The organism is Streptomyces hokutonensis (genome assembly GCF_000376565.1).
Classification (GTDB): domain Bacteria; phylum Actinomycetota; class Actinomycetes; order Streptomycetales; family Streptomycetaceae; genus Streptomyces; species Streptomyces hokutonensis.
In genome coordinates this window covers 1-26906 of record NZ_BARG01000049.1, presented here as the reverse complement: position 1 = coordinate 26906, position 26906 = coordinate 1, and the positions used below count along the sequence as shown (strand labels likewise).

Here is a 26906-nt window from a genome sequence, read left to right as displayed (position 1 = left end):
GTTGTTTGAATCATCTTCGCGGTGTCAGGATGGGCGCTCCGCCGAGCCTCTGGTAGGAGACCCATGCGCGTGACCGCTGCCTTGTCGACCGAGCTGTTCGTCGGCACCGCCGAGCATCCGCTCCAGGTGGTGGCCGTCGACCTGGCCCATATCCCCGACCGGACGGTCCACCTCACGGTCGAGGGTCCCGGTCTGCGCGGCAGCGCGGAGACGGTCGTGGGCGAGGACGGCACCGCGCACACCGAGATACCCGTGACGACGGACCTCGCGCCCGGCGACCGGTGCGCGATCGAGGTGACGGCGGCCGACGGAGATCAACTGGCCACCCTCACCGCCGAGTTCACGGCCGCCGAGCCCGGCTGGACCATGTTCATGGTCAGCCACTTCCACTACGACCCCGTCTGGTGGAACACCCAGGGCGCCTACACCGAGACGTGGGACGTCGCCGACGACCCCGCCTCCACCGGTCTCCCCGCCCGCACCTTCGACTCGCGCGGCCAGTCCGGCATGAGTCTCGTCCGCGCCCACTGCGACCTGGCCCGCCGCGATCCGGCGTACACCTTCGTCCTCGCCGAGGTCGACTACCTCAAGCCCTACTGGGACGCCTTCCCGGAAGAACGCGCCTTCCTGCGGGAGTTGATCCGCACCGGCCGCGTCGAGATCATGGGCGGCACCTACAACGAGCCGAACACCAACCTCACCGGCGCCGAGGCGACCGTACGCAACGCCCTCTACGGAGACGGCTTTCAGCGCGGCATCCTCGGCGCCTCGCCCGAAACCGCCTGGCAGCTCGACGCGTTCGGGCACGACCCGCAGTTCCCCGGGCTGATGGCGGACGCGGGAGTGTCCTCCAGCTCGTGGGCGCGTGGGCCGTTCCACCAGTGGGGACCGACGCTCTCGGTCTTCGGCGAGGAACCTCGCGATCCCCAACGCATGCAGTTCCCGGCCGAGTTCAGCTGGATCGCCCCCTCCGGGCGCGGCCTGCTCACCGCCTACATGGTCAACCACTACGGCGCCGGCTGGGCCATCGACAACGCGCCCACGCTCCCCGAGGCCGAAGCGGCGGCACTCAAGCTCTTCCGTGGCCTCAAGAAGGTCGCGCTCACCCGCAACGTCCTGCTCCCGGTCGGCGGCGACTACGCCCCGCCGTGCCGCTGGGTGATGGACATCCACCGCGACTGGAACGCCCGTTACGTCTGGCCGCGCTTCGTCAGCGGCATCCCCCGGGACTTCTTCACCGCCGTCCGCGCCGAGTTGGACCAGGAGGGCCGCAAGGCGTCCCCGCAGACCCGGGACATGAACCCGATCTACACCGGCAAGGACGTCTCCTACGTCGACACCAAGCAGGCCCAGCGGTACGGCGAGACGCTCCTCGCCGACGCGGAGGCCTGGGCCACCCTGGCCTCGCTCGTGGCCGAACACCCCTACCCCGACGCGGCGTTGGACAAGGCCTGGCGGCAGCTGATCTACGGCGCCCACCACGACGCGATCACCGGCTCCGAGTCGGACCAGGTGTACATCGACCTGATGACCGGCTGGCGCGAGCTGTACGACCTGGCGGAGACGGTGCACGCCGACGCGACGGACGCGATCGCCGCCAGAGTCGCCCAACTGCCGGGCGCCACCGATGACTTGGTGGTGTTCAACTCGGCGACCTGGGAACGCCGGGACGTCCTCACGGTCCCGGACCCCGGCCTGGTCCCCCTCGACGACACCGGCCTGCCCCTCCCGGCCGTACGCGAGGGCGGCCAACTCCGGCTCGTCGTGCCGGAGGTACCCGGCATGGGTCTCAAGGCCCTCCCGCTCGCCGAGGGTTCGGTACCCGGGTGGGCAGTCGGCGAAGGCCTCACCATTCGCAACGAGTTCTACGAGGTGACGGTCGACCCCTCGCGTGGCGGCGGCGTGAGCAGCCTGCGTGAACTGGCCGACGGTGGAAGGGAGTTGCTCCGCGCCGGTGACATCGGCAATGAGCTCGTCGTCCAGGAGGAGTACGCACGGCACCCGCGCTTCGGCGAGGGCCCATGGCACCTCACCCCGACCGGAACCACCGCCGCGCGCAGCTGCGACGTCACAGCCGACATCGATGTCGAACACTCCCCCGCCGGTTCACGGATCACCGTCACGGCCGATCTCGGGTTGTTCCGGTACACGCAGCGGCTGACTCTCTGGACCGGCGTCCCGCGCCTCGACCTGACGACCACGATCGACGGCTACGACGGCGCCGACCGACTGATCCGGGTGCGCTGGCCGTCCGACGTGACCGGCGGGCTGCCGGTGCACGAGGTGGCGGACGCGGTGATCGGGCGCGGGTTCGGGTTCGTGGAGGTGGACAGCGAGGAGTTCCCGTGGACGCTCGACAACCCGGCGAACACCTGGTTCGGGCTCGGGTCGACCGCGCGGGTCGCGGTACACGACGAGTCGGGGCGGCTGCTCGGCCACCGGTCGATCGGGGTCGCCGAACTGATCTACTCCGACTGGGACTTGGCCGGTGAGCTCGGTGCCCCGCTCGCGGCGGCGCTGGTCCGCGTCGGGGTCACCGCGACCTCGACGATCACGGGTGGTCCGCGGTACGGCGACCTCGAAGTCGACTCCAATCTCCCGGACTTCCGGATCGCCGTGGGCGCGCCGGAGCGCAACTCGGTGGTCGCGGAGGCCCTGGGCTGGGACCCGGCCGCCGGACGCGAGCTGCGCCGGCAACTGGCCGAGCGGGGTGTGGCGGCGGTGTGGGTCGCGCCGCGGGCCGGCCTGCGCGAGGAGTGGGTGCCGGGGGCCGACCTGCGCGACCTGGAACGGTTGCCGCTGCTCGTGGTGGCGGGCGCCCGCGCCGAGGACGACGCCAAGGCGGTCGACGCGCTGATCGCCGACCTCGACGACGCGGTCATCACGGCCACGGCGGCGGGCGGTTGCGAGGCGCTGCCGCCGGGTGACGCCTGGGACGGCCGCAGCTTCGCCGTCCTCAACCGGGGCACGCCCGGCTGTGTCGTCACGACCTCCGGCGACCTCTACATGTCCCTGATGCGCTCCTGCACCGGCTGGCCCTCCGGCATCTGGGTCGACCCGCCCCGCCGCACCGCCCCCGACGGCTCCGCCTTCCAACTCCAGCGCTGGACCCACGAGTTCGAGTACGCGGTGGTGGCGGGCACGGGTGACTGGCGGGACGTCCGACTCCCGCAGGCGGGGCACGAGTTCAACCACCCGTTGACAGCCCGTTTGCGGACATCCCCTGAACAGGGCGTCCTGCCAAGGAAGTTCACCCTGCTCGGTCTGGAACCGGCGGGCGAGGTCGTCCTCGACGCCCTCAAGCCGCTCGGCTCCCCGCTGGCCCGGGGCAGCGCGGTACCGGTCGACCCGGGGCGCGGTGTCGCCGTGCGGATGCACGAGGTGAACGGTCGGCCGGTGCGGGCGCGGATAAGCGGGCCGCAGGACTGGACCGAGGGCGCCCGGGCCGACGTACTGGAGTCGCCCGGCGACCAGTTGACACCGGAGCGGGACGGCGGGCTCGCCGTCGACCTCACCGGCTTCGAAGTCGCGACGGTGCTGGCAACCACCGCTGTCGAGTCCCCAACCGGGCCTGGAATCGCGGCACATGAACCAGCACAACCCGTCCACACCCGCTACTGGCTCCACAACTCCGGCCCCGCACCACGCGGGAACATGCCGGTGTCGGTGTACCTCTCCCCCGGCACCCTCACCGCCGCCGGACCGGTGACCGCGACCGTCCGGGTCGGCTCGGAACTCACCGACGCGCCGGTGCTGGGCGCCGTGACCTTCGAGGTGCCGGACGGGTGGACCGCCGAACCCGCCGAACTGCCCTACGCGTTGGGCCCCGGCGGGTTCACGCTGGCCGAGGTGACCGTGACACCGCCGCCGGAACCGGTACCCGGCCGACACTGGCTCACGGCCAGGCTGGCGTACGGCGGGCAGACGTACGAGGACACCGTGGCGCTGGATGTTGCCGACGGGCAGTACGGGCCGACTCTGCTGTCCACTCTGGGCGTTGAGCGGATCAGCGTGCGTGGCGGCGAGCGGGTCCGGGTACCCGTACACCTCCGCAACACCACCCGTGGACCGGTCCACGGCACCCTCTGGGCCGTCTCCTCGTGGGGCACCTGGGCCGGAGTCACACCCGGCTGCCAGGGGTTCACGGTGGCTGGGGGCGCGGAGCAGGAATGCGTCATCGAAGTGGACGGTTCGGCGGTGCCGCCCGGGTCGTACTGGCTGCTCGCGAAGGTCGCCTGGCACGGCTGTGTCGCCTATACGGAGGCCGTCGAGCTGGAGGTGACGCCGTGACGGAGCACGCGGCCGTGGTGCGCGGCAGGACCGTTCCGAAGAGGCGGGTGGACTCGCTGCTTGCGGCCGTACCTGCGCGGGACCGGGAGAGCACCCGGCCTGAAGCGCTCGCCCGGGCCGAGCGGCAGCGGCGCCGGTGGGCGACCCAGGTCGTGGTCATCGACGAGCTTGCCCAACGGGCGTGTGCGGAGCGGGGGTTGAAGCCCCCTGCAGAGGTGGCGCCGGACCGGGTGCTGGCCGTCGCCGAGACCGACGTCGCCGATCTCGGCAGCATCGTCGCGGCGGCCCTCGCGCACTCCCCGGCCGCCCGGCTGCTACTGGCCGAACTGGAGGGCGAGCAGGAGGTCGCCGAGGCCGCCGTACGGGACTACTACGACCGCAACCGGGACCGTTTCCTCACGGCGGAGGCGCTGCGGCGTGGGGTGGACCCGTTCGGCGGGGTGTCATCGGAGGACTTCGTGCCGTACGAGCGGGCCCGTGAGGGGGTCGCGCGGGAGTTGCGGCGAGCGGCGGGGCGGCGGGCCTTCTTCGGTTGGTTGGACCAGTCCAAGGCCGGAGTCGTGTATACCGCCGGGCACGAGCACCCCGGCGATCCGGCGCACCCGGACCACGAGCACCGGCACTGATCTCCGCCGGAACCTAAAAGCAACACGAGAACCATTGACCTCCGATGAATTCTGGTCCACCTTTTCATCAATCGGAGTCGAAGTTGGTTAATTGAACCAACTGTTGGCTGATGCTCAGGAGGGCAGCGATGCGCACAGGAAGACTGACCGGATCGATGGTGGGGATCATCGTCCTGACCCTGACGGCCGCCGGCTGCGGGCTGTCCGGCAGCTCGGGCGACAGCGACTCCACGGCGGGCGGCTGCAAGGTCGACAAGGGCAATGTGGGGTCCGGGAAGCTCACCGGTGAGGTGAAGGGCAGCATCACCTTCCAGACCACCAACCTGAAGAAGGACTTCGGCACGTTCTTCAACGGGGTCATCAAGTCCTTCGAGAAGGCCCACCCCGGTACGTCGGTGAAGTGGATCGACGATCCGGGCGACAGTACCTTCACCCAGCGCAACGTGGCCGACGCCCAGGCCTGCACGCTGCCGGACGTCATCAACCTCAACGCCGAGACGGCGACGGCCCTCACGAAGGCCGGGTATCTGCTCAACCTCGGCGTGAAGGATCCGGACGCAGGCAAGCCGTTCGTCCCCGCGTTCTGGAAGTCCAGTACGTTCAAGGACAGTTCGGGCTCCGCGCTGCACACCGTGCTGCCCTGGTACACCGGCGGCATCGTCCTGACCTACAACACCGACCTGTTGAAGAAGGCCGGCATCGACCCGGCGAAGCCGCCGACGACGATCTTCGGGCTGTTCGCCGACTACGAGAAGATCGCCAAGTCGGCCAAGGGCAAGTACTACGCGACGATGGCCAACCCGATCTGGCGGATCCCGGCGGACTTCGACCAGATGAACATCAAGACCCTCTCCAGCGACGGCAAGTCGGCCGTGTTCGCGGACGATCCGCGCACCACGCAGTGGGTCGCGTGGATGGCGAAGCTGTACAAGGAGGGCGCGATGCCGAAGGACTCGCTGTCCTCCAGCAACGACCCGTCCACGCCGTACACGCAGGGCAAGGTCGCCTACGGTTCGACCAACCCGAGTTATGTGCGGTTCGTGAAGCAGAACAGCCCCTCGATCTACGCCAAGACTGCGGTCGGGCAGCAGCCCTTCGACGCGCTCGGCCACACCACCGCCGCCCCGCAGTACGTCTCGGTCGCCGCGACCAGCAAGCATGCGCCCGTGGCGCTGGCGTTCGCGGAGTTCCTCACCAACGCCGAGAACCAGACGGCCTGGGCCAAGGACCCGGACGTGGTGATCTTCCCGACCACGACCACCTCGCTCAACGACCCGTTCTTCCAGAACGTCAGCGGCAGCGACCAGTTCGCGCAGGCCCGCAAGCTCGTCGCGGACCAGCTCAAGACGACCACGGCCTACCAGACGAACCTCTCGCCGGCCGTGCAGAACGCGATCGTGTCCCAGGTCCAGCTCGCCATGCAGGGCAAGAAGAGCCCTGCGCAAGCCGTGAAGGACGCCCAGGCGAAGGCCAACGAGCTGCTGAAGCAGGCTGGTTGATGGTGGCGACGCAGACCGCGAAGCCGGTGACCGTGCCCGGTGCGGAGGCCGTCGTCTCCGCACCGGGCACGTCCCGCATACGCCGACTCGCCCGGGCGGTCCTCCCCGGTCCCGCCCCCGGCGCCAACGGGGCGGCGCTGTACCGCCGTTGGTGGCTGCCCTGGCTTTGGACCGCTCCAGCGATCGTCTGCGCGGCGGTGTTCGGGGTGTTCCCGTTCCTCAACACCGTCCTGCTGTCCTTCACGAACGCCAAACCGCTCGGCGGCGCCGCGAACTTCGTCGGGCTCTCCAACTACACCCGGATGCTGGACGATTCGGACTTCTGGCTGGCGACCCGCAACAGCGTCCTGTACGCCGTGATCGTCGTTCCCCTGATGGTGCTGCTGCCGCTGCTGCTCGCCGTCCTGGTGGAGAAGAACCTCCCCGGCATCGGCTTCTTCCGCTCGGCCTTCTACACGCCGGTGCTCGCCTCCAGCGTGGTCGTCGGCCTGAGCTGGCAGTGGCTGCTGGCGGACGACGGACTGGTCAACACCTGGCTGGAGAAGGCCCACTTGATCCGGTCGGCCATCCCGTTCCTGTCCGACTCGTGGCTGATCCTGCTCTCCGCGATGGGCCTGACCCTGTGGAAGGGCCTCGGCTGGTACATGGTCTTCTACCTGGCCGCCCTCGGGAACGTTCCAAAGGAGCTGCACGAGGCCGCCTCCATGGACGGCGCCGGTGCCGCCCGCCGCTTCTGGCACATCACCGTGCCCGGGGTACGGCAGGCGATGATGCTGGTCGGCACCCTCACCGGCATCGGTTCGCTGCGGGTGTTCACCGAGATCTACATGCTCGGCAGCTCCACCGGCGGCCCCGGCGGCGCGGACCGCACGCTGCCCTTCTACATCCGGGACGTCGGCCTCGACCCCATCACCGGAAACGCCGGCTACGGCTCGGCGGTGAGCGTGGCGCTCTTCGTCCTGACCCTGGGCCTGACCCTGCTGGCACAGCGCCTCACGAAGGAGGACGAGTCATGACGGCGACCGCAGTGCGGCCCAAGTCCCGGCGCCTGAGCCCTCGTTGGCGGGACTACGGCCGCCCTCGCGAACTCCTCCTCCGCTACCTCCTGTTGCTCCTCGTCCTCGGCCTCACGGTCGGCCCGCTGATCTGGCAGTTCCTGGCCTCGCTCAAGGGCACCGGCGAGGACGTCTTCGGCGCGAACGCCTCCCTGCTGCCGCACCACCCGACCCTCCACGCCTACCGCGAGGTCTTCAGCCAGGTCCCGGTGGTGACGTACATCAGGAACAGCCTGATCGTCGTACTCCTGTCGGTGGCAAGCCAGTTGCTGTTCTCCACGACGGCCGGCTACATGCTCTCCAAGCCCGCCTGGAAGGGCCGCCGGGCGGTCTGGATCCTCCTGGTCGCCTCCATGATGTTCCCCTTCGAGTCGATCATGGTGTCGCTGTTCCTGAGCATCCGCGACCTGGGCCTCGTCGACAGCGTGGTGGGCGTGTGGCTGCCCGGATTCGTCGGCGCGATCAACGTCCTGCTGATGCGTGGCGCGTTCCTCGCCGTGCCGCGCGAGATCGAGGACTCCGGAATGCTGGACGGCGCGAGCGAGTGGCAGCGCTTCCGCTACCTCTATCTCCCGTCCGCGTGGGGCGCGATCCTGGTGGTCACCATCAACACCTTCATCAGCGCCTGGGACGACTTCCTGTGGCCGTTGATCGTGCTGCGCTCCGAGGACCACATGACGCTGACGCTGGGCCTGTCGCGGTTGCAGAGTTCGTCGTTCGGCTACGACCAGCGGGTGGTGATGGCCGGTTCGGTGATCTCCGTGATCCCGGTGCTGGTCCTGTTCGTCATCACCCAACGCTGGTTCTACAAGGGCGTGTCGGCGGGAGCGGTCAAGCTCTGAGCCGTACGACGAGGGGTTCGACGGCGAGTGCGGCCCGCGCGGACCGAGCGACCCGGATCTCGACGGCACCGACCTGCTCGAACTGGTCGGTGCCGAAGGGGATTTCGACCCTACGGCGCTCTCCCGGGGCCAACTCGACGCCCTGGAAGGCGTGCAGTTCGAGCGTGCGCGGCCAGACGGGAGTCAGCAGCCGACGGACGTACACCTGGACGACCGAACGCCCCTGCCGCTTCCCGGTGTTGGTGACCTCGACCTCGATCACGTCCCCCGCGAGGCGCGGCGGACCGTACTCGAAGCTCGTGTACGACAGCCCGTGCCCGAAGGAGTAGAGCGGCTCCGCGTCGGCGTCCACGTAACCGCCGTACTCGATGTCCTTGTGGTTGTAGTAGACGGGGAGTTGGGCCACCGAGCGCGGCACGGAGACGGGGAGGCGGCCGGTCGGTTCGGCGTGGCCGAGCAGGACCTCGGCGATGGCCTCGCCGCCCCACGGGCCGGGGTACCAGGCGGTGAGCAGCGCGCCCGCGCGTTCGGGGACGACGTGCGGGCGGCCCTGGATCAGGACGATAGCGGTGGGTGTGCCGGTCGCGGTGACCGCGTCGAGGAGGGCGTGCTGGGCGCGGCCGAGGCGCAGGCCCGCGAGGTCGACGCCCTCGCCGCAGGTCATCTCCGAAACGGCGTTCCGTGCCGCTCCGTTGGCGTCGAAGTCCGTGTCGGGGGTACGGGCGCTGCTGCCGCCCAGCACCAGGACGGCCAGGTCGGAGGCGGCGGCAGCGGCGACCGCCTCGGGGACGCCGGCGAGGTCGTCGCCGGTGAGGGCGCAGCCGGGGGCGTGGCGGATGTCGGTACCGGGCGGGGCGAGTCGCCGTAGGCCGTCCAGGACGCTGACACCGGAGCGCTGTGGTGCCGTGTAGTCGCCCAACTGGTGCGCGTAGGTGGCCGATTGGGGACCTATGACCGCGATGCGGGAGACGGTCGGCGGGATGGGCAGGACATCGCCGTTGTTGTGCAGCAGTGTCACCGCGCCGCGCGCCAGTGCGGCGCTCAGTTCTCTGCCCTGCGCGGCAGGGGGCAACTCGCCTGTGCTGTAGGGGCGTTCGAAGAGGCCCAGGCGGAACTTCAGGCGGAGCACGCGCGCCACGGCCGCGTCGACGGTGGCCTCGCTCACCAACCCCCGCTCGACCGCCTCCTCCAGGTGCGTGAAGCCCTCGTCCCAGAGGCTCAGGTCGACACCGGCGTTGAGCGCGAGGGCGCCTGCCGAGACCGTGTCGCCGGTGATGCGGGCCAGCCGGTCCACGGCGAGGCCGTCGGCCATGACCAGGCCCTCGAAACCCCAGTCCTCGCGCAGGAGTTGGTGGACGAGTGCGCGGTTGCCGGAGCAGGGGAGGCCGTCGACCTCGTTGTAGGCGGACATGACGGCGGCGGCCCCGGCGCGCACTCCGGCGCGGGCGGCGGGGAGGTGGATCTCGTGGAGTTCGCGGAGGCCGAGCTCGGACTCGGCGGAGTTGCGACCGCCGACCGTGGCGCCCTGGCCGGCGAAGTGCTTGAGGACGACAGGGGCCTTGTCTGCGGCGAAGCCGTCACCGGGCTCGCCCTGCATCCCGCGCACGAGCGCCTCGGTGAGGCGGGCGGCGAGGTACGGGTCCTCGCCGAAGCACTCCTCCGTGCGGCCCCAGCGGGGGTCGCGGGCGATGTCCAGGGCGGAGACGAGGGCCAAGTGGGCGCCACGGGCGCGGAGTTCGGCTGCGGAGTGAGCTGCGGCGCGTTCGTAGAGGTCGGGGTCCCAGGTGGCGCCGACGGCCAGGTTGACCGGGAGGACCGTGCCGTCCAGGGCCATGTGGCCGTGCGGCACCTCCTCGACGAAGAGGGCCGGGATGCCGAGGCGGCTGCTGCCGATCACATGGCGCTGCACCAACTCGGCCAGGGCAGCGCTGTCCTGGGCCCCGGGTCCGTTGGAGTGGTCGACGCCGGACCATGCGTCGGCGCGGAACAGGCCGTAGAGCGCGCCGAGTCCGGCGAAGCGCGCGGTCTCGGTGTACAGGGCCTCGGTGAGTTCGAAGGAGCCCGAGGGGGTGCGACGGTAGGCGTCCCAGCCGTACATCCGCTGGTTGAGCTGGCCGACCTTCTCGCGCAGGGTCATCCGGGCGAGGAGGTCGCGGACCCGCATGTCGACGGGTGCGGTGGGGTCGCGGTAAAGGGGGACGGTGGTGTCGGTCATCGGTCGTCACCGTCGGGGGCGAGCCGAGCGAGGGCGACCGCACCGCGGCAGCCGTCGGGTACCCAGTCGAGGGTCAGGCCGAGGGCGTGGAGGCGGGCGGTGAGGGCGGTCGTCAGGGGGCCTTCGGGGCCGAGCAATCCGCCGGTGGCGACGATCCGTTCGCCGTGGACCGGATTCAACGCCCGTACGGTGTGGGTCAGTTGGTCCGCCGCCTCGTCGAGGATCCCTTCCGCCACGACGTCCTTCTCGCCCGCCGCCTCGACGACCAGCGGGGCGAAGCGCGCGAGGCGGATGGGGAGTTCGGCCATGACGGCGGGGAGCACGTGCATGCGGTAGGCCTCGCGGTGGGGACGTGACCAGTCGCTGTCGCCCGGCAGTGCCTCGTCCGGTACGCCCAGCGCCCGCCCCACCGACACGGCCAGTACCGTCGCCGTCCCCCTCCCGTCCGCCATCCGCAGGGCCGCGCGTACCGCGCTGCGGCCGATCCAGAAGCCGCTGCCGTCGTCGCCGAGGAGCCAGCCGTCGCCGTCCACGGTGGCGGTGGAGCGGCGGTCGGTGATGCGCAGGGCGACCGCGCCGGTGCCCGCGACCAGGGCGAGGCCGTCGGCGGGGGTGCCGGGGGCGGAGGCGAAGGCCGCCTCGATGTCGCTGCAGACGCGGACCCGGTCGGCCGGGATGCGAAGGCGGCGCAGCGCTGCCGTGAGGGCGGTGCGGGCGTTGACGTGGCCCGGTTCCTCGGCGGAGGCCGCCGTGGCGCCCGCGAAGCCGCCGGCCACCGCGACCACTCGGGCACGCGCCGCCTCCGGCACGGCCTGCGCGATCGCCTCGACCAGGTGATCTGTGAGGCGGGGTACCGGGACGGTCAGGGCGTTGCCGGGCCCGGCCGCGCCCTCGCCGAACACGCGCCCGTCCTCGGCGGCGGCGAAGACGGCACGAGTGCGGGTGCCTCCAGCATCAAGACCGACAACACATTCCTGGTTCAAATCATTGCTCATTACTGACTATGGTGGTTGATACATTCACGGAGGGCAAGACCGGACCCGGGGAGGATCCCATTCCTACGCTTCGCTTCGGCGTCAACTACACGCCGCGTCGCGGCTGGTTCCACTCCTGGCACGACTTCGACCCGGCGCACGCCCGTGAGGACCTGGCCCAGATAGCCGGGCTCGGCCTGGACCACGTCCGGATCTTCCACCTCTGGCCCCTGCTCCAGCCCAATCGCACGCTGATCCGCAGGAGCGCGGTGGACCAGCTGGTGCATCTGGTCGACCTGGCGGGCGAGGCGGGCCTCGACGTCCTCGTGGACGGCGTTCAGGGTCATCTCTCCAGCTTCGACTTCTATCCGGAGTGGACCCGCAGCTGGCACCACCGCAATGTGTTCACCGACCCGGAGGCGATCACCGCCCAGGCGGAGCTGTTGCGCACCCTGGGCGGCGCCCTCGCCGACCGCCCGAACCTGATCGGGCTCCAACTGGGCAACGAGCTCAACAACTTGGTGGAGCACAACCCGGTGACGACGGACGAGGTGGACCACTATCTCGACACCCTGCTGGCCGCCGCCCGCGAGCAGCTGCCGCCGGACCGGCTGGTCACGCACTCCGCGTACGACGCCGCCTGGTACGGCGACGACCATCCGTTCACCCCGGAGGCCTCGGCCCGCAAGGGCGATCTGACCACCGTGCACCCGTGGGTGTTCTCGGGCGACTGCGCCCGCCGCTACGGTCCGCGTTCCCCACAGGTGCTCCATCTCGCCGAGTACGGAACGGAGTTGGCGAAGGCGTACGCCGTCGACCCGGCCCGGCCCGTCTGGGTCCAGGAGACGGGTGCGCCGGAGCCGCACATCCCGGCGGCCGACGCCCCGGAGTTCGCGCGCGCGACCGTGCGCAACGCGGCCGAGTGCGAGGGACTGTGGGGTGTGACGTGGTGGTGCTCGCACGACGTGGACCGTTCGCTCGCCGACTATCCCGAACTCGAATACACCCTGGGCCTGTTCGACTCGGCGGGCCGCGCCAAGCCGATCGCCGAAGCCTTCGCCGCCGCGATCGCCGAGCCGCACACCGTCCGACTCCGCGACACCGCCCTGGTGTTGGACTGCGCCCCGGGCACCCGGTCCGTGTCCGGTCCCGGCGGCGCGTACTTCGAGGAGTGGATGCGGCTGCGCACGGAGGGCGTGCGTCCGGCGGTCGTCCTGGCCGAACGGGCCGAGGACCAGCGGTACTTGGCGGCACGCGGCATCAAGGAAGTCGTACACCTGCCGTGACGGTCACGCGTCGGCCAGTACCTCCGCGACCGCCCGCAGGTTGACCCGGCCACGGCCGTAGGAGCAGAGGGTGCCGCCCTCCGGCAGGCCGGTGTCGACGAGTATCGCGCCGGGCCGCCGGGCCACCAGGGTGTCGCGCAGCCGGGCCTGCCAGGGGTGCAGGACGGCGTCTGACGTGGCGACGACCAGTGGTGCGCTGCGGTCCCCGATCGCGTCGACGAGGGCGGCGGGGTCGGCCGGCTCCTCGTTGAGTGCGATGCCGGTGGCCGTGGGGTCGATGGCGCGGAGTTCGGTGAGGAGGTCCTCGCCGCCCCAGTTCAGAGCGGGGTGCGGGGCCGGGAACAGGTCGACGACATGGGCGCCGCGCACGGGCGGCGGCAGGGGCCGGGTGCGGACGGCGCGCCGGGCTGCCTCAAGGCCGGCATTCGCGTCCCAGGGGGCGACCGCCTGGCGGGGTGTCGCGTACCGCTCGGCGAGCCGCTGCACCCGGCCGGCCGCCTCCCAGACCCGCTCCTCCGCGAGCATGCGGGCGTGCAGTGCGTCGAGGACGGCGTCCCGGCAGGCCAGGGTGACCGCCAAGTCCGGTACGGCGACGATGACTTGGTCCGCTCCGGCGGCGAGCGCGATCCGGGCGCCGGCCGCTTCGCCGTACTCGTCGGCGATCGCCTTCATCTCCAGCGCGTCGCTGACGAGGACGCCGTCGAAGCCGAGGTCGAGGCGGAGCAGATCGCCGAGGATGCGGCGGCTGAGGGTGGCGGGGCGGTTGGCGTCCAGGGCCGGGAAGACGACATGGGCGCTCATCAGCATGGGCACGCCCGCGGCGACGGCCGCGCGGAACGGTTCGAGGTCGACGAGGAGTTCGTCGTAGGGCCGCGGGTCGATCGCGACGCCGTGATGGCTGTCGGTGATGGTGCCGCCGTGGCCGGGGAAGTGCTTGGCGCAGGAGGCGATGCCGCGGACGTCGGTGGCGGTGATCCAGGCGCGCAGATGGCGGGCGGCCAGTTCGGGGTCGGCGCCGAAGGAGCGGGTGCGCACGATCGGGTTGCGCGGCTGGTGTTGCAGGTCGGCGACGGGGGCGTACGAGGCGGTGATGCCGAGCGTGGCGAGGTGGCCGGCGAGGGCGTCGGCGCACCGCGCGGTCAGGGCCGGGTCGTCGACGACACCGAGGGCGTAGGAGCCGGGGACGTCCGGGGCGCCCGCGTTCACCAGATGGCCGATGCCACCGCCCTCGTTGTCGATGGCCACGAGCAGGTCGGGGCGCAGGGCGCGGAGCTCGTCGGTGAGCCGGCGCACCTGACCGGCGTCCCGGATGTTGCGGGTGAAGAGGATGACTCCGCCGAGGCCGCGGTCGATGAGCCGCTTGAGCGTGTCCGGCACGGTCGTCGCACCGTCGAAACCGGCGACCAGACAGCGGTGGGCCGCCTCGTCGAGGTCGACGGGGAGGGCGATGGCTGCGGACGAACGCTCGGCGTGGGTCATACTGGAATTCAAATGGCTCGCTCAACCTAAAGTCAACAAACCGATGGATTGTTGATTCAGGCAATGAATTCGACACGGCTACGCTTCAACCGGGGCGTCCGCCCGCTTCGTCCGCGCCGTCCGCTCCGCTTCATCCGCGCCGTCCGCTTCGCCCAGCCGCCCGCGCCCCTTCCGCTTCCCGACACCACTGCGTCATACCGGATGGGAACGTTTCGCCTCGTGTCCCTGCTTCCGCTCGAAGAGATCCCCGGGCCGCTCCCCGCCTCCACCACCGGCCCCACTCCCGCCCCCGTCCCCTTCCGACTCCCCTCCGCCGCACGCCTCGCCACCAAGGTCCTGACCCTGCTGCCCCTGCTGCTGATCGTGGTGTGGGCGGCGGTCGACTGGCGTGCGATGTACGAGGGCACCGCCCGGCTCGCCTCCGCCGACCCCTGGTGGCTGCTCGCCGCGTTCTTCTTCACCTGCCTCGGCTGGGGCACCGCCGCCCTGGTCCGCCAGGGTGCCGTGCCGGACCGGCTGCCGACCGGTCTGCTGATCGCCTCGCAGTTCGCGGCCGGCGCGGCCAACCACGCCCTGCCGGCCAGCATCGGCGCCCACGCCGTCACGCTGCGCTTCCTCCAGGGCCAGGGCATCCCCCTCCCCCGCGCCACCGCCTCGCTCGCCCTCTACTCACTCGTCCGGCCGATCGCGAAGACACTTGTGCTGCTGGTCTTCCTCATCTCCTTCCCCGAGATGCTGCGCTTCGGCCAACTCGCCCCCAGAGGCTGGTCGTTGCTCCTCGCCGTCGGCGGCCTGGCGACCGCTCTCACCACGGTCACCGTCCTGCTGTGCGCCGTACGCCGACTGCGCAGCCCGGTGCTCCGCTGCGTCCGCACCGCTCTGACGGACGTACGGCAGCTGCACACCATGCCCAGCCGGATCCTCGCCCTGTGGGGCGGGGCCGCCGCCGCTCCCGTGCTCCAGGCGACCGTGATCTTCGCCGTCGGGGCCTCGCTCGGCATGCCGCTGTCCTGGGCGCAGGTGGTGCTCGCGTTCCTCGCCGCCAGCACCGCGGTCGGCGCCGTGCCCGCGCCCGGCGGGATCGGTCCCGTGGACGCGGCGACGGTGTTCACGATGGTCGCGTTCGGCGCCCCCATGGATCTGGCCACGGCGAGCGTCATCGGCTACCGCGTCCTGACGGTGTGGGTGCCGTTGCTGCCGGGGGCGCTGATGCTGTCGGCGCTGGTCCACCGGAAGGTGCTGTGACCGAAATCCACTTGTACGGCCGCCTGTTCCACCTCTAACGTCGCTGCTCATCGGCGTGTAGCTCAGTCAGGAGAGCACCGGGCTCTGGACCCGGAGGGCGCGGGGGCGGTACCCGCCACGTCGGCTTATGGATGACGACGCTGAGCAGCAGCACCTCACCGCGGCCCCCGGCTATGCCCTGGGCCAGTTGGCCAAGGCCTTCACGACCGCGCTGACCCACGAGGACGCCGACACCCGCGGCCGCGCGGAGGGCCGCGCGCAGCGCTGGCGCGCCGTGCTCGCGGGAATGGCGGGCGGCCGGCTGACGATCGGTTCGCGTACCCCGGTGGCAGGGCTGCCGTCCTGGGTCACCCCCGAGGTGGTGCGCGGCGGCTTCGCCACGGGCACGCCGAGCGCGGGTGGCCCGCTCCAGCCGTACGAGATCAGGCTCGCGGAGCGGTTCGGGGTGCCCGCGGACCGGCGGGCGCTCTTCGCGCACTGTCTCACCGACACCGGACTCACCTGGCTGTGGGGGCAGTTGAACAGCGGGCGGTACGAGGTGACCGTGCCGGAGGAGGGCGCGCTGCTCACCATGGCGTGGCTGGTGCGGCACGGGGAGCCGGCCGCCGCGCTGGACCTGGTCGCGGAGTTGGAGCCGTTCGCCGGTCAACTCCGGTTCCTGCCCCGCCCGTCGACCGGCCGGCCCGTCTCGGACGGCACCGACGCGCTGCACCGCCGTACCGTCGACGACACCGTGAACAGGCTGGTCCGGCGGCGTCCGAACGCGGCCGTGGAGGCGCAGCGCGAGGCACTCGCCGTATGGCAGCCGTTCGGGGACGAGCTGCTCGCGCACTGGCTGGAGACGGCGGGCGGGGCGGACGGCCGCGTGCTCGAACTCACCCCGGACGCAAGCTGGTTGGCCCGAGGCGGCGAACTGCTGAGCCGCTACCGACTGCTGGCCGGGGAGCACACCCGCTGCGGGAAGCACCGCAGCCCGAAGGGGAACCTGGGCATTCTGCGCGGCGCGCTGGAGGAGACCGTCGCCGGGCGGGAGTTGGACGCGCGTCGGCTCGGGCTGCTGCGGCACGCCGTCGCATCGATGGTGCGGCGGCGCGGGCTGCCGGGATCGCCGGCGCACACCGAACTGCGGCGCGCACAGCGGGTCCAGGCCGCTCTGCCCTCCCATCACGCCCTGGCGCAGGTGGTGTTGGGCCGGCTCGCCGTGCTGCCCCAGGAGTCGGGCATCGCCGATCTCACCCCCGTACTGGCCCCCGTGTCCGAACCGGAGGAGCGGGAGACCGGCGTCTCCGCCGGCGCCCAACTCCCGCCCGCGATCAGCCGGGTGGTCGAGGGCGCGCTGAGCGCACCGGTCCAGGTCCTGGTGGAGCGGGGAGTTGTCCCGTCGTCCGAGGTACTGGCCGAACTGGTACCGCAGTTGGTGGCCGTCACCAGCGCACGGGCCTACGACGACGAGGCGCTGCGGACCCTGATGGCCGCGAACTACCGCGCGTTCCGCAACCGCCGCTCGCTGCTCCTGCTCAACCTGGAGCGGCAGGTCCGGATCGAGGAACTGCCCTGGGTGCGGGCGGTGGCCGCCCAGCGCGGTGACGGCTCGGCCGAAGCGGCTCTGGTGCTGCGGCAGTTGGGAGAGCTGGCCGTGCAGGGGTTCCCGGGGACGATCCTGCCCAACCCGCTCGTACGTGAACTCGGCGTGCTCGCCCGCCAGTCCGCGCTGGGCGCCCCGCTGGTCGAGGAACTGGCCGCGGACATCTTCATGAACGCCTTCGGGCCGAAGTTCCTGGTGGCGGCCGGGATCGCGGGCGAGTTGCTCGGCGGTTCGCTGTACGAGCGGTACTACGGCATCGACTACGCGTTGATCGGTGAGCTGGCGATCGCCGAGGCGAGCGAGGCCAAGGGCCGCTCGGACAGGAACCGGACCTCTCCGGGGTTCGCGCGGCTGTGCGCGGAGCGTGCGGTGGCAGCGTCCTCGGCACCGGCCGCCGGACCGAAGTCCGGTGCCTCGCAGGGGTCCTGGGTGGCGGAGAACGGCAAGGTGATCGAGCAGTCGCAGATCCTGACCACGCACAATCTGGCCACACTGGTCCACCGGGTGGGCATCGCCCCCGAGCCGGGCTGGGCCGAGCTGGCGCGGCGCTGTTTCGTGACCGTGTGCCGGCTGACGGGCCGGGTGCACCGCAACCCGCGGCCGTACGCCACGATCAAGGACGCGGCGTACGCCTGGCGGCAGTTGGTGTTCCATCTGTCGCTCTGCCGGCCCGCCGAGCAACGGCGGGTGCTCGGCGGCCTGGACGAGGAGACGGGCCGGTACCCGTTCCATGTCGCGGCGCGTCTCGCGCCCGCCCTGGCGGGGCTGCGGCTGGTCGTGGACGGCGGCGGCTTCGGCCCGGACGGTACGGCGGACGGCGGCCGGGCCCGTCGGCTGCTCGGCTGGACCACGGACGGCCACTGGCTGGCGAGCGATCCAACTGGGCGGTCGGCGAAGGACAGTTGAGTGGTCTCGGCGCCGGCCCTAGCCCTCCGCCGCCGTGCGCACCGCCGCCTCCGTCAGGGTCTTCGCGGTGCGTACGGCGCTGGCGACGGCCTCGTCGGGGGTGAGCCCCAGCTGGTCGGTGAGGGTGAACAGGGCGTCCGCGCCGACGACCACCGCGAGACCCCGCTTGAGCTGGGTGAACGCGTCCGGGTCGGTCACGCCCAGGGTGCCGTCCAGGGGGGCGAGGGCATGGTCGATGAGGCCGAAACGGATCCCGGGCCGCATGCTCTCCGCGTCGGGGCGGACGATGGTCGCGGCCATCATGGCGCGCACCCCGCCCTGCCGGGCCAGGACACCCCGCAGCAGGAACTCGCAGGCGTAGGCGACCCGTTCGACGGGATCACGGGAGTCGGCGACCGGTTGGAGCGCCTCCTCCGGGGCGGGCCATACACCGGCCAGGGCCTCGCCGATCAGGGACGGAAGGTCGGGGAAGTACCGGTAGGCGGTGGCCTCGGAGACCAGGGCGGCGCGGGCGATCTCGGGCATGGTCACCTCGCTGCCCGCGCCGATCAGCACCCGGGCCGCGTCGACGATCGCCGTACGGGTGCGCTTCTTCTGATTGCTGCGGCCCGTGTCCGTCTGGGTAGTCGCCATCGGTTCGTCACATCCCCGTCTCGCTCGTCGCTGCCGTCCCTTCCGCACTTTATCACGACCGACTCTCGTCATGAGAGTCTACTTGCATGACGAGAGTTGCCAGCTTGCTGTCCTACTCTCCTGAGGGCGCACAACGCACGCCGAACACAAGGGAGTTCGAGATGAACGAGGTTTCCGTGGTCGGTCCGGACGACGGCGAGAGAATCCGTCTTGGACCGGTCACGATGCGCATCCTGGAGGACGGCAGCACCACCGGCCACCGCCTGGGCATCGGCGAGATCACCCTCGCCCCGGGCACCCAGGGCCCGCCGCAGCACCGCCACGGCGAGCACGACGAGGGTTTCTACGTCGTCTCCGGCACCGTGCACTTCATCGTCGGCGAGACCGTCCACGTGGCCCCGGCCGGTACCCTCGCGATGATCCCGCCCGGCGCCCCGCACACCTTCGCCAACCCCGGCGACGAACCCGCGGTGATGATCAACACCTTCACGCCCGACCTGTTCGTGCAGTACTTCCGGGACCTGCGGGACATGATCGCCGGCGGCCGGGAGTTCAACACCGAGTCGACCATCGAGATGATGAGCCACTACGCCACGGTCCCCGCGACCGACTACGCCTGAGCCGGCCGCCGTACGTCAGGAGCCGCCCGAGTTCGACGGGCCGAAGAACTCGATCTCGGCGATGGCCACTTGCTTGCTTCCCGAGGTTCCGTAGGCGGACTCGAGGGTGAAGCGCACCGAGGTGACGTCACCGACCCGGAAGGCCCGGCGCTGGGCTCCGGCTCCCTGGTCGAGACTGAGTTCGCGGGTGCTCGTCTTTCCGTCGGCCGTGGTGATCCTCGCCTCGATACGGTGCGGGAGCGCCGACTGGTTGAGCTGGTCGGCGCGGGTGGAGACGCCCGGGGTGATCAGCACGTCCAGCAGTCGGGTCGGCTCGTCGAACTTGGCCTCCAGCCACTGCCCCTCGCCGGACTGCGACAGACCCGGCCCCCACCAGGTGTTGTTCAGCTTGTCGAAGGCCAACTCCGGCTTGTGGCCCGGGAAGGAGCGGGAAGCGGTGACACGGTCCGGAGAGACGGGGGCGCGCTTGGCGAAGTGGTCCTTCGCCGCCTGGACCCCGCGCGGGATGTTGACGGCCAGCACGATCAGCAGGGTGAGCACGATCGCGGCACCGATCCAGGTCAGCACCCGGTCGAAGGTGCGGCGCAGCCGCGGCCGGTCCCCCGCCCACGGGATCTCACCGCTGCGGAAGGTGAGCAGCCGCCGCCACCAGGGCAGCCGGCCGGGGACCTGCTCGTCGCCGGCCATGGGCATCGCGCACCGCGCGCAGTAGTGCCGGTCCGGCCGGTTCGCCGTCGCACACCAGGGGCAGGGCACCCCGCCGACCGCGCCCGGTTCGACACCGGGCGCCCACACGGACTGCGGACGCGCGGCCACCGGGCGGCCGGGCAGCACCGGCGCCACGGAGAGAGCCTGCCGGGGCTCGGGGTCGTCGACCGGGACGAGGAGACGCCGGGCTCGCTCGGCCTCTGACTCCGGCGGGGTGGCGGGCACCGGCTGAGTTGGAACGGTCCCGTCGTGGGGAAGGTGGGGCGCAAGGGTCGAGGAGGGGTGCGGGTACGGCGTCTGCGGCGGGGCCGCGGCGGCCGCCGGGTCCGCGTCCAGGCGGGTCGCGGGGTGGGACGCGTCGTCGTTCTCGGGTTCCGGCAGGCTGCCCGTGCCGGCGGAGTCGTACGACTCGGCGGCCATCGCATCTAGCCGCAGGGACAGTGCGTCGAGTCGGGCCGCCGGGTCGTCCTCGGCCGAACCCCGCTGTCCCGGAACCCTGTTGACCGCACCGCGTTCGGCCGCCGCACCGGCGCGGGCGCCCGCGCGGTCCGTCCAGCTCAGGACGGCCCCGCAGGCGTCGCAGAACGACTGGCCCGGTTCCGCGCGGGTTCCGCATTCGGCGCAGCTCTGGGTGGTCGTCATCTCTCGGGGTTCCTTTCGGCGGGCACGGTGGTGGTGACCTGGACCGTGTACGGCACATGGGCGGGGCGGGCCGCCGCCACGAGGGCGTCGAGGCGGTGGCTGTCCAGGGTGGTGGGCGCGGGCAGACGCAGGTGGACGTGCAGCCGGGGGCTGCGTTCGCCGGGCACCGGGCCGAGCGGCCGGGCACTCCAGTCGGCGGCGCCGCTCTCGGTGATCTCGGGTTCGACCCCGAAGGCGAGCCGGACGGCTTCGGCCAGGCCGCGCCGGGTGCCGCGGATGCGGTGCAGGTACGTGGCGGCGGCCACGGCGGCCCGCAGCCGCGCCTCCGGTTCGCTGCCGTCGGTCTCCGCGCCGACCCAACTGCCCAGCCACTGAACGAAGTCGAGCGGTGCGAGCGACGGCCGGAAGTACGTGTCCAGGCAGTCCAGCACACTCAGGATCGGCGCTACGACCTCGTCGAGCCCTGCGACGAAGCGCTGGGCGAGGTCGTCGTCGGCGAACACGGCGGGCAGCATCGCGCCGATCGGCGCGGAGGAGCCGAGGCCGTCCACTGATCCCCTCAACGCGGGCCTCCTGACAGGGAGTTGGTCATACTCACGCGCCGTCTCCGATCACGCGGACGCGGTGGTCGAAGGAGAACACCAGGGACGGCCGCTCCAGGTCGATGCGGTCCGTGGGGTCGCCGCGCTTGCCGGTGAGCGGGTCGGCGGGGTGCAGGACGACCTCGTCGACCAGCTCGACGCCGGGCACGCGTTGGAGCACCGCGAACACCTCGCCGGACTGCACGGGGCGCCCGAACGGCCAGCCCTTTCCGTCCGATCCGCCGGTGAGCGGGTCGAGGTGGCGGTAGAGGGCGTCGTGGGCCTGACGGCGCACCCGGTCGGTGTCGACGCCCCGGAAGGCGTGGACCGTGGCGACCACGGTGACGCCCTGGTAGAAGGGCGGCCCGACCGCCAACCGGGTCCCGATCAGCCGCCGTTCGTCGAGATGCCGGGTGATGCGCTCCAACAGGGCGTCGCCGGGCACGAGTTGCTCGAAGCGGAGTCGTCCGCCGGGGTCGGGGACGGCCTGCGGGACCACCAACACCCGTACGGCATAGGCCCCGTGCTCGCCCTCGTCGCCCTCCAGGCAGGTGATGCGGGCGGTCTCGGGGGCGGCCCGGCGGGACAGCTCCTCGTAGTCCCGGAGGGTGACCGCCCGTTCCTGGGCGCGCAGTGTGATCGGGGCGCGGGTCTTGGCCTCCTGGACGGTCTCACCGTCCACTCCCCCGCGCGCCGCCTCGCGGTTGACGACCTCGGAGACATACGGGATGGAGCTGCGCAGGATCTGTACGGCGCCGCGTGCCACGTTGCCGGACCGGCCGCCGCCGGTGCGGTAGCGGCGGGCGCGGATCACCGAGCCCTTGGGGGCGACCATGCCGTACTGGCGCAGAGTGCCGTCGGGTTCGCGGACGGCGGGGCCGAAGGCGAGTTCGCCGGTGGCCGCGTCGAGGGTGATGTGGCGGTCGTACGGGCCGGAGGCGGCGAAGTGCGGGACGACCTGCCAGTCCGTCCAGCCCTCCTGCTCGGCGGTCTGGAGGAGGAGCGGCGGGTTGTCGCCGACGACCGGTGTGTGCGCGAGCCGCAGCCGCTGCCCCGGCAGGCCGGTGGACTCGCCGAGTGCCTCGTCGTGGACCGTGTCGGCGTGGACGACGGTGGTGGTGCCGCCGATGGTGAAGGCCTCGGCGGAGCGGACGGTCGGCGAGGTGGTGTAGAAGGGCTGGTCGGGGTGGGGTTCGGTGACACGGCAGCGCAGCCAGCCGGCTTCCTGGCCGCCGTTGCGGGACAGGGTGTGGCCGCCGGGGATGTGCAGGACCACCGCGCCGGGGCGGTTGAGGCCGCCCGTGCCGTCGCGGTCCACCTCGCAGGCATGCCAGCCGTCGGCGGTCCAGGCCTCCCACACGAGGGGCGGTTGGCGCGGGTCGACGCCGACTCCGTCCACGCGGCTGTCCAGTTCGAGAGCGAGGGCGCAGTGCGGGACGGCGGCGGTCAGCCCGAACAGCATCGAGTCGCCGGGGTCGGGCGACTCGGCGAAGCACATCACATGGTTGCCCTCGGCCAGGTCGTGGGTCCGGTCGACGACCTGCTTGCCCCGGTGCTGCACGACGAGATGCCGCAACGCGGTGGGTACGACGGCGAGTTCGCGCTCGGTGGCGAAGACGACCGCCTCCTCGCCCTCGGTGCGCATCGTCGCCACCTCGGTGCCCAGCGGCACCTGTACCGGTTCCTCCTGGGGGGCCGACAGCCAGAACGTGACGTCGGTGCGGGCCGCCGACGGCGGGAAGAGCGTGATGCCGACCAGGTCGAGGAAGGCCAAGTGGTTCTTGTCCGGCACCCGGTTGAGGCGGTAGACGATCTGGTCGGCCATGTGCGCGACCGTCTCGACGAGGGTGACGCCGGGGTCGGAGACATTGTGGTCGGTCCACTCCGGGGCGCGCTGCTGGATGTAGCGCTTGGCGTCGTCGACGAACTGCTGGAAGCGCCGGTCGTCGAGGTTCGGGGAGGGCAGAGCCATCGGTCAGTAGTCGCTTTCAGCAGCCGTGCCGGGCGCAGTGGGGGTGTCGTCCGGCTCGTCGTGGGACGGGATGACGTAGAAGGGGAAGACGAGGCTGCGCGGGTTGTTGGTACCGCGGATCGAGTAGCGGACGTCGATGTAGAGCACGCTCTGCTCGGTGCCCGCGGTGACCTCGACGTCCTCGACCTCGATGCGCGGCTCCCAGCGGTCGAGGCTGACGTGCACCTCGTGCTGGATACGGCCCGCGGTCTGCTCGTTGACCGGCGCGAAGACCAGGTCGTGGATCGCGCAGCCGAAGTCGGGCCGCATCGGGCGCTCGCCCGGTGCCGTGGACAGCACGAGCCGGATCGCCTCCTCGACCTCGCGCTCCCCGCTGACCAGCGCGATACCGCCGGTCGGCCCGATGCGCAGCGGGAACGACCAGCCAGAGCCCACGAATTGTTCGGCCATCAGCCAACACCCGCCTGTTCCTTGCCCGTTGGGCCGCTCATGCCGGAATCACCATCGGCACCAGGCCGTTGAGGGTGACCACGCCCATGATCGGCACGGTGACGGCCCGAATGCCCACGTTGGCAATGGAGTTGATCTGGACGCTCGCGCCCGCGGTGAGCATCGCGTTGCCGATCGCCTTCATGTTGAGGGCGCCCATCGCGTCCAACGTGATGGCTCCGGTGGTCGACTTGATGTTGATCAGCCCCCGCCCCTCCATGGTCAGCGGCCCGCCGCTCTTGATGGTGAGACTGCGCCGGGCGCTGAGGGTGAGATCACGACCGGCCTCGACCGACACCGAGTGGCTGCCCTTGATGGTGACGTCGCCCTTGCTGTCGACGACGATCTCGGTGTTCGTGCGGTCGAGGTTGATCGTCAACTGCTTGTCCCCGGAGGTCAGTCGGACCCCCTGCTTACGGCCGCCGGTCTTCTGGCTGAGCAGGTCCAGCCGGTTGCCGTCCCGGTCGGAGAGCGTGTGCCGGCTCGCCTTCTTCCGTACGGCGTCGTGCAACGGCACATCGCTCACCACGGTCGGCTTGTCCTTGCCGTTGTAGAGCCCGCCGATCACGAACGGATGGTCAAGTGCCCCTCGGTCGAAGGCGACCAGCACCTCGTCGTTGACGTCCATGGGGAACACCCCGCCGCCACCGAGCCCGCCCAGCTGCACGGTCCGCGTCCAGTCGCTGACATAGGTGTCGTCCAGCCACGGGAACTGGAGCCGCACCCGCCCTTGCTTCAGCGGGTCATTGACGTCCGTGACAAGGGCGTTGGCGACACCGGGCAGCCGGGGCGCGGTCTCCGAGCCGCCCGAGGCGAGCCCGTACAGCGAGCGCCACTGCCGTCCGCTGACCGTCACCCAGGTCTCGTAGTGCTTGCCGTCGCCGAAGACATGCCGTACGGAGGTGACCGTGTACTTGCCCTCGAAGGGCGTCCCCACGTCCGCGAGCGCGACCGGAACTCCCGGGCGCAGTTTGGGATTTCCGCGGGCGACGACCTCCAGCTCGGCGAAGGAAGAAGTCACGTCGTCGGCGAGGGCGTCGGCGGCGAACTTGACCTCGGTCTGCTTGTCGTAGGGCGTGCCCGTCTCGACCAGCTTGGCCGTCTTGAACTTGCCGGCCGCCGCGCCCGGGGTGGTGCCGATGCCGATGCCCGGGTTGGAGGTGCCGGGCGAAGTGGCGGTGAGTTTCTTCTTGGTGGTGACGTCCCACCCGCGCGCCTCCACGCTGCCGACCTGATCGGCGGCGGTCACGGCGGCCCGCAGCCGCAGGATGTCGTGCCCGGCCTGGAGCACGAACGGGCTCTTGTCGCCGTCGGTGTCGGGCGACGGCGCACCGGACGACGGCTTGGGCGCCACGAACTGGAACTTGCCGTCGGCGTCGACCGACATGACCATCTCGTTCTCGTCCGCGAGCCGGGCGAGAAAGTCCCAATCGGTCACGTTGGACTGGGAGATGAACTCGTAGACCGTGCGCGTGGAAGTGATCCGCCCGATCGGCACGCCGTCCTGGGCGGCGAGTTTGCGGGCGATGTCGGAGGCGCTCTGGTTGCGGTAGGCGGCGACGCGGCGCTGGCGCAGCAGCCGGTGCCCGAAGTCGTAGCCGCGCACGACGGTGAAGGTGCCGGTGCCGTCGTAGTCGGCCTCAAGTCCCGTGACTTCACCGGTGAGCAGCGGATCGGAGGCGCCCTGTCCGTCGGCCACGGGTGCGATGACGACCTTCGTCCCGAAGGTGATGCCCAGCTTCCCGAGGATCAGCCGGTACGGGTCCCGGAAGGTGAGCCGGAATGCCGCCGGGACGCCGACGCCCTGGTCGACGTAGCTGTCGACGAGGCAACGGGCGTACTCGGAGGGTAGTTTGGCCCCGCCGATCTTCACCTCGACGACGTTCGAGAACGCGGACTTCACCATCAGGCACGCACCTCCTCGGCGGCGGGCAGGACGAGTTCGACACCGTTCGCGAGCCGTGTCGGGTCGTCGATCCCGTTGGCCTCGGCGATCGCCCGCCAGGCGGCGGAGTCGCCGTACTCCCGCCAGGCCAGCGACTGCAACGAGTCGCCCGCTACGACCCGGTGCACGCGACGGGCGGTGAGCGCGCCCGAAGTCGGGTTCTGGCCCTTGGTGTTGCTCGGGATCTCGTGCAACTGCAGTCGGCAGGTGGCTCGGATGGGCACGCCGGTCGTCCCGAAGAGCGAGTAGGCGGCCTCGACGGAGGAGACGTAGGCGGTGAAGCGCGCGGTGGAGAAGGACCCCCACTGGAACACCACCCAGGGCGGTGAAGGCTGTTTCGCGGCAATGGACTTGGTGGTCACATCGCAACAGGCGAGCAGCGACTCGACCTTCTTCAGCACGGAGTTGCTGGAGGGCTCGTCGGAGGAGTCGAGGAAGATCTCGACGCTCATCTCGCGTGGCTCCGAACCCATGAACTCCGGCAGTGAGCCGTCCCGTTCGATCTGTGCGGGGGTCGTCTTCCACTGGGCGCGGCGGGTGAGCGAGAGCTGCGCCGGGTTGAAGTCGAAGGAGAAGGTCTTGATGAGTCCGCCCGGGGTGGTGCTGCCGCCGACGGGCGGCTCGTGAATGGCGAGACTGGCGCGCACGAGACTCTTGCCGGCGCCTTTGCTGGTGGCCATGGTGTGTCTCCCGCCCGCGCCTAGTCCGTGAACCCGTGGTGGGCGATCTCCAGCACCTCGGTGGCGACGGCGGGTCCGGCCGGGTCGAGGGAGGGCCCCTGCCAGCTCACCGGCAGCACGTCGATCAGCCCCCAGTGCGCGACTTCCGACCCGTCCGCGCGCAGCGCCGCGATCTGTCCGGTGGGGCGCCTGATGCCGGTCTGCACGGAGGAGATCCACTTGGCGACCTTGGAGGTGTCAGGGGTGAGCGGGCGGGTCAGCCGGATGGTGGAGAAGGTGACGCGGGTGGGGAGTTGCCATACGAAGCCGTTGTTGCCGCCCTCCTGCCGGTGCTCGATCTCCACCTGCGACGACAGCCCTTCGCACCCGTTGAAGTAGCCGAGGCTCTCGCCGTCGATGCTGAGGGTGAACCAGATGGTGGAGCCCGGGTCGAGGCGGGACATCGGGGGTGGGCCTTTCTGTCGTTGCGGGGCGGTGACGCTGTGGGGTGATGCGGTGGGGTGCGTTGCCGTGGCGGTCAGTGGCGGGGGTCGCGGAGCTTGCCGATCCGTTCGCGGTCCAGACGGAGTTCCGTGCGGATCAGGCGGGTGATGCGGCCGATGATCCGGTGCACGAGTTCGTCGAGCTGGAAGTC

The 26906-nt window shown here is 71.2% G+C and carries 20 protein-coding genes and 1 tRNA gene; 10 read left to right on the top strand and 11 right to left on the bottom strand.

From position 1 onward, the window contains the following. The first annotated feature begins 63 nt into the window (after window positions 1-63). The 5 genes from SSP08S_RS30200 (at window position 64) to SSP08S_RS30180 (ending at window position 8312) form a co-directional block, all read left to right on the top strand. On the top strand, window positions 64-4290 hold the full coding sequence (locus SSP08S_RS30200; RefSeq protein WP_019071387.1) for a glycoside hydrolase family 38 N-terminal domain-containing protein: 4227 nt from the start codon (window positions 64-66) through the stop codon (window positions 4288-4290). Continuing rightward, on the top strand, window positions 4287-4916 hold the full coding sequence (locus tag SSP08S_RS30195) for a hypothetical protein (protein ID WP_019071386.1): 630 nt from the start codon (window positions 4287-4289) through the stop codon (window positions 4914-4916). The genes SSP08S_RS30200 and SSP08S_RS30195 overlap by 4 nt, the downstream gene beginning before the upstream one ends. 128 nt (window positions 4917-5044) lie before the next feature. Further along, complete coding sequence (locus tag SSP08S_RS30190; RefSeq protein WP_026178954.1) at window positions 5045-6415, top strand: extracellular solute-binding protein; 1371 nt, start codon at window positions 5045-5047, stop codon at window positions 6413-6415. Continuing rightward, window positions 6415-7431: a carbohydrate ABC transporter permease gene (locus SSP08S_RS30185; protein ID WP_019071384.1), complete on the top strand. Its 1017-nt coding sequence runs from the start codon at window positions 6415-6417 to the stop codon at window positions 7429-7431. Before SSP08S_RS30190 ends, SSP08S_RS30185 begins: the two co-directional genes overlap by 1 nt. Then, window positions 7428-8312, top strand: a complete 885-nt coding sequence (locus SSP08S_RS30180; protein ID WP_019071383.1) for a carbohydrate ABC transporter permease — start codon at window positions 7428-7430, stop codon at window positions 8310-8312. Before SSP08S_RS30185 ends, SSP08S_RS30180 begins: the two co-directional genes overlap by 4 nt. Here SSP08S_RS30180 and SSP08S_RS30175 read toward each other — a convergent pair. Both SSP08S_RS30175 and SSP08S_RS30170 read right to left on the bottom strand, forming a co-directional pair. Further along, entirely contained in the window at window positions 8302-10527 is a 2226-nt protein-coding gene (locus tag SSP08S_RS30175) for a glycoside hydrolase family 3 N-terminal domain-containing protein (protein WP_019071382.1), read from the bottom strand. The genes SSP08S_RS30180 and SSP08S_RS30175 overlap by 11 nt on opposite strands. Beyond that, window positions 10524-11522 (bottom strand): N-acetylglucosamine kinase, encoded by a 999-nt coding sequence (locus SSP08S_RS30170; protein WP_026178953.1) that lies wholly within the window; start codon window positions 11520-11522, stop codon window positions 10524-10526. Before SSP08S_RS30170 ends, SSP08S_RS30175 begins: the two co-directional genes overlap by 4 nt. An 8-nt stretch (window positions 11523-11530) precedes the next feature. Here SSP08S_RS30170 and SSP08S_RS30165 point away from each other — a divergent pair, with 8 nt between their 5' ends. Then, the gene (locus SSP08S_RS30165) at window positions 11531-12787 is read left to right on the top strand and encodes a glycoside hydrolase 5 family protein (RefSeq protein WP_019071380.1); all 1257 of its coding nucleotides are present in this window, start codon (window positions 11531-11533) and stop codon (window positions 12785-12787) included. 3 nt (window positions 12788-12790) lie between these two features. Here the strand turns inward: SSP08S_RS30165 and SSP08S_RS30160 are convergent, their stop codons facing one another. Then, window positions 12791-14266 carry a glycoside hydrolase family 3 N-terminal domain-containing protein gene (locus tag SSP08S_RS30160; RefSeq protein ID WP_019071379.1) on the bottom strand — a complete coding sequence of 492 codons (1476 nt, stop codon included), beginning with the start codon at window positions 14264-14266 and terminating at the stop codon, window positions 12791-12793. A gap of 219 nt (window positions 14267-14485) precedes the next feature. On the opposite strand from SSP08S_RS30160, the gene SSP08S_RS30155 reads away from it, so the two are divergent. The 3 genes from SSP08S_RS30155 (at window position 14486) to SSP08S_RS30145 (ending at window position 18002) form a co-directional block, all read left to right on the top strand. Then, window positions 14486-15511, top strand: coding sequence for a lysylphosphatidylglycerol synthase transmembrane domain-containing protein (locus SSP08S_RS30155; RefSeq protein WP_019071378.1), 1026 nt, complete (start codon window positions 14486-14488; stop codon window positions 15509-15511). 51 nt (window positions 15512-15562) lie between these two features. After that, window positions 15563-15635, top strand: a tRNA-Gln gene (locus SSP08S_RS30150). Window positions 15636-15638: 3 nt separating this feature from the next. Continuing rightward, entirely contained in the window at window positions 15639-18002 is a 2364-nt protein-coding gene (locus SSP08S_RS30145; protein ID WP_019071377.1) for a hypothetical protein, read from the top strand. Window positions 18003-18020: 18 nt separating this feature from the next. Here SSP08S_RS30145 and SSP08S_RS30140 read toward each other — a convergent pair whose 3' ends face one another. Then, complete coding sequence (locus SSP08S_RS30140) at window positions 18021-18635, bottom strand: TetR/AcrR family transcriptional regulator (protein ID WP_019071376.1); 615 nt, start codon at window positions 18633-18635, stop codon at window positions 18021-18023. Window positions 18636-18796: 161 nt separating this feature from the next. Between SSP08S_RS30140 and SSP08S_RS30135 the strand changes: the two genes are divergently transcribed. Then, window positions 18797-19255 carry a cupin domain-containing protein gene (locus tag SSP08S_RS30135; RefSeq protein WP_019071375.1) on the top strand — a complete coding sequence of 153 codons (459 nt, stop codon included), beginning with the start codon at window positions 18797-18799 and terminating at the stop codon, window positions 19253-19255. A gap of 15 nt (window positions 19256-19270) precedes the next feature. Here SSP08S_RS30135 and SSP08S_RS30130 read toward each other — a convergent pair whose 3' ends face one another. From SSP08S_RS30130 to SSP08S_RS30100, 7 genes are read right to left on the bottom strand one after another with little or no spacing between them, the layout of a single operon-like run. Further along, on the bottom strand, window positions 19271-20605 hold the full coding sequence (locus SSP08S_RS30130) for an NADase-type glycan-binding domain-containing protein (protein ID WP_019071374.1): 1335 nt from the start codon (window positions 20603-20605) through the stop codon (window positions 19271-19273). Beyond that, the gene (locus SSP08S_RS30125) at window positions 20602-21168 is read right to left on the bottom strand and encodes a phage tail protein (RefSeq protein ID WP_026178952.1); all 567 of its coding nucleotides are present in this window, start codon (window positions 21166-21168) and stop codon (window positions 20602-20604) included. Before SSP08S_RS30125 ends, SSP08S_RS30130 begins: the two co-directional genes overlap by 4 nt. 31 nt (window positions 21169-21199) lie before the next feature. After that, on the bottom strand, window positions 21200-23158 hold the full coding sequence (locus SSP08S_RS30120; RefSeq protein WP_019071372.1) for a putative baseplate assembly protein: 1959 nt from the start codon (window positions 23156-23158) through the stop codon (window positions 21200-21202). 3 nt (window positions 23159-23161) lie between these two features. Beyond that, window positions 23162-23608: a GPW/gp25 family protein gene (locus tag SSP08S_RS30115; protein ID WP_019071371.1), complete on the bottom strand. Its 447-nt coding sequence runs from the start codon at window positions 23606-23608 to the stop codon at window positions 23162-23164. Window positions 23609-23645: 37 nt separating this feature from the next. Continuing rightward, window positions 23646-25553, bottom strand: coding sequence for a VgrG-related protein (locus SSP08S_RS30110; RefSeq protein WP_019071370.1), 1908 nt, complete (start codon window positions 25551-25553; stop codon window positions 23646-23648). Next, the gene (locus tag SSP08S_RS30105; RefSeq protein WP_019071369.1) at window positions 25553-26272 is read right to left on the bottom strand and encodes a CIS tube protein; all 720 of its coding nucleotides are present in this window, start codon (window positions 26270-26272) and stop codon (window positions 25553-25555) included. Before SSP08S_RS30105 ends, SSP08S_RS30110 begins: the two co-directional genes overlap by 1 nt. Window positions 26273-26292: 20 nt before the next feature. Further along, a complete protein-coding gene (locus tag SSP08S_RS30100) occupies window positions 26293-26715 on the bottom strand; it encodes a phage tail protein (protein ID WP_019071368.1) in 423 nt (140 codons plus the stop codon). Window positions 26716-26906 lie beyond the last annotated feature (191 nt).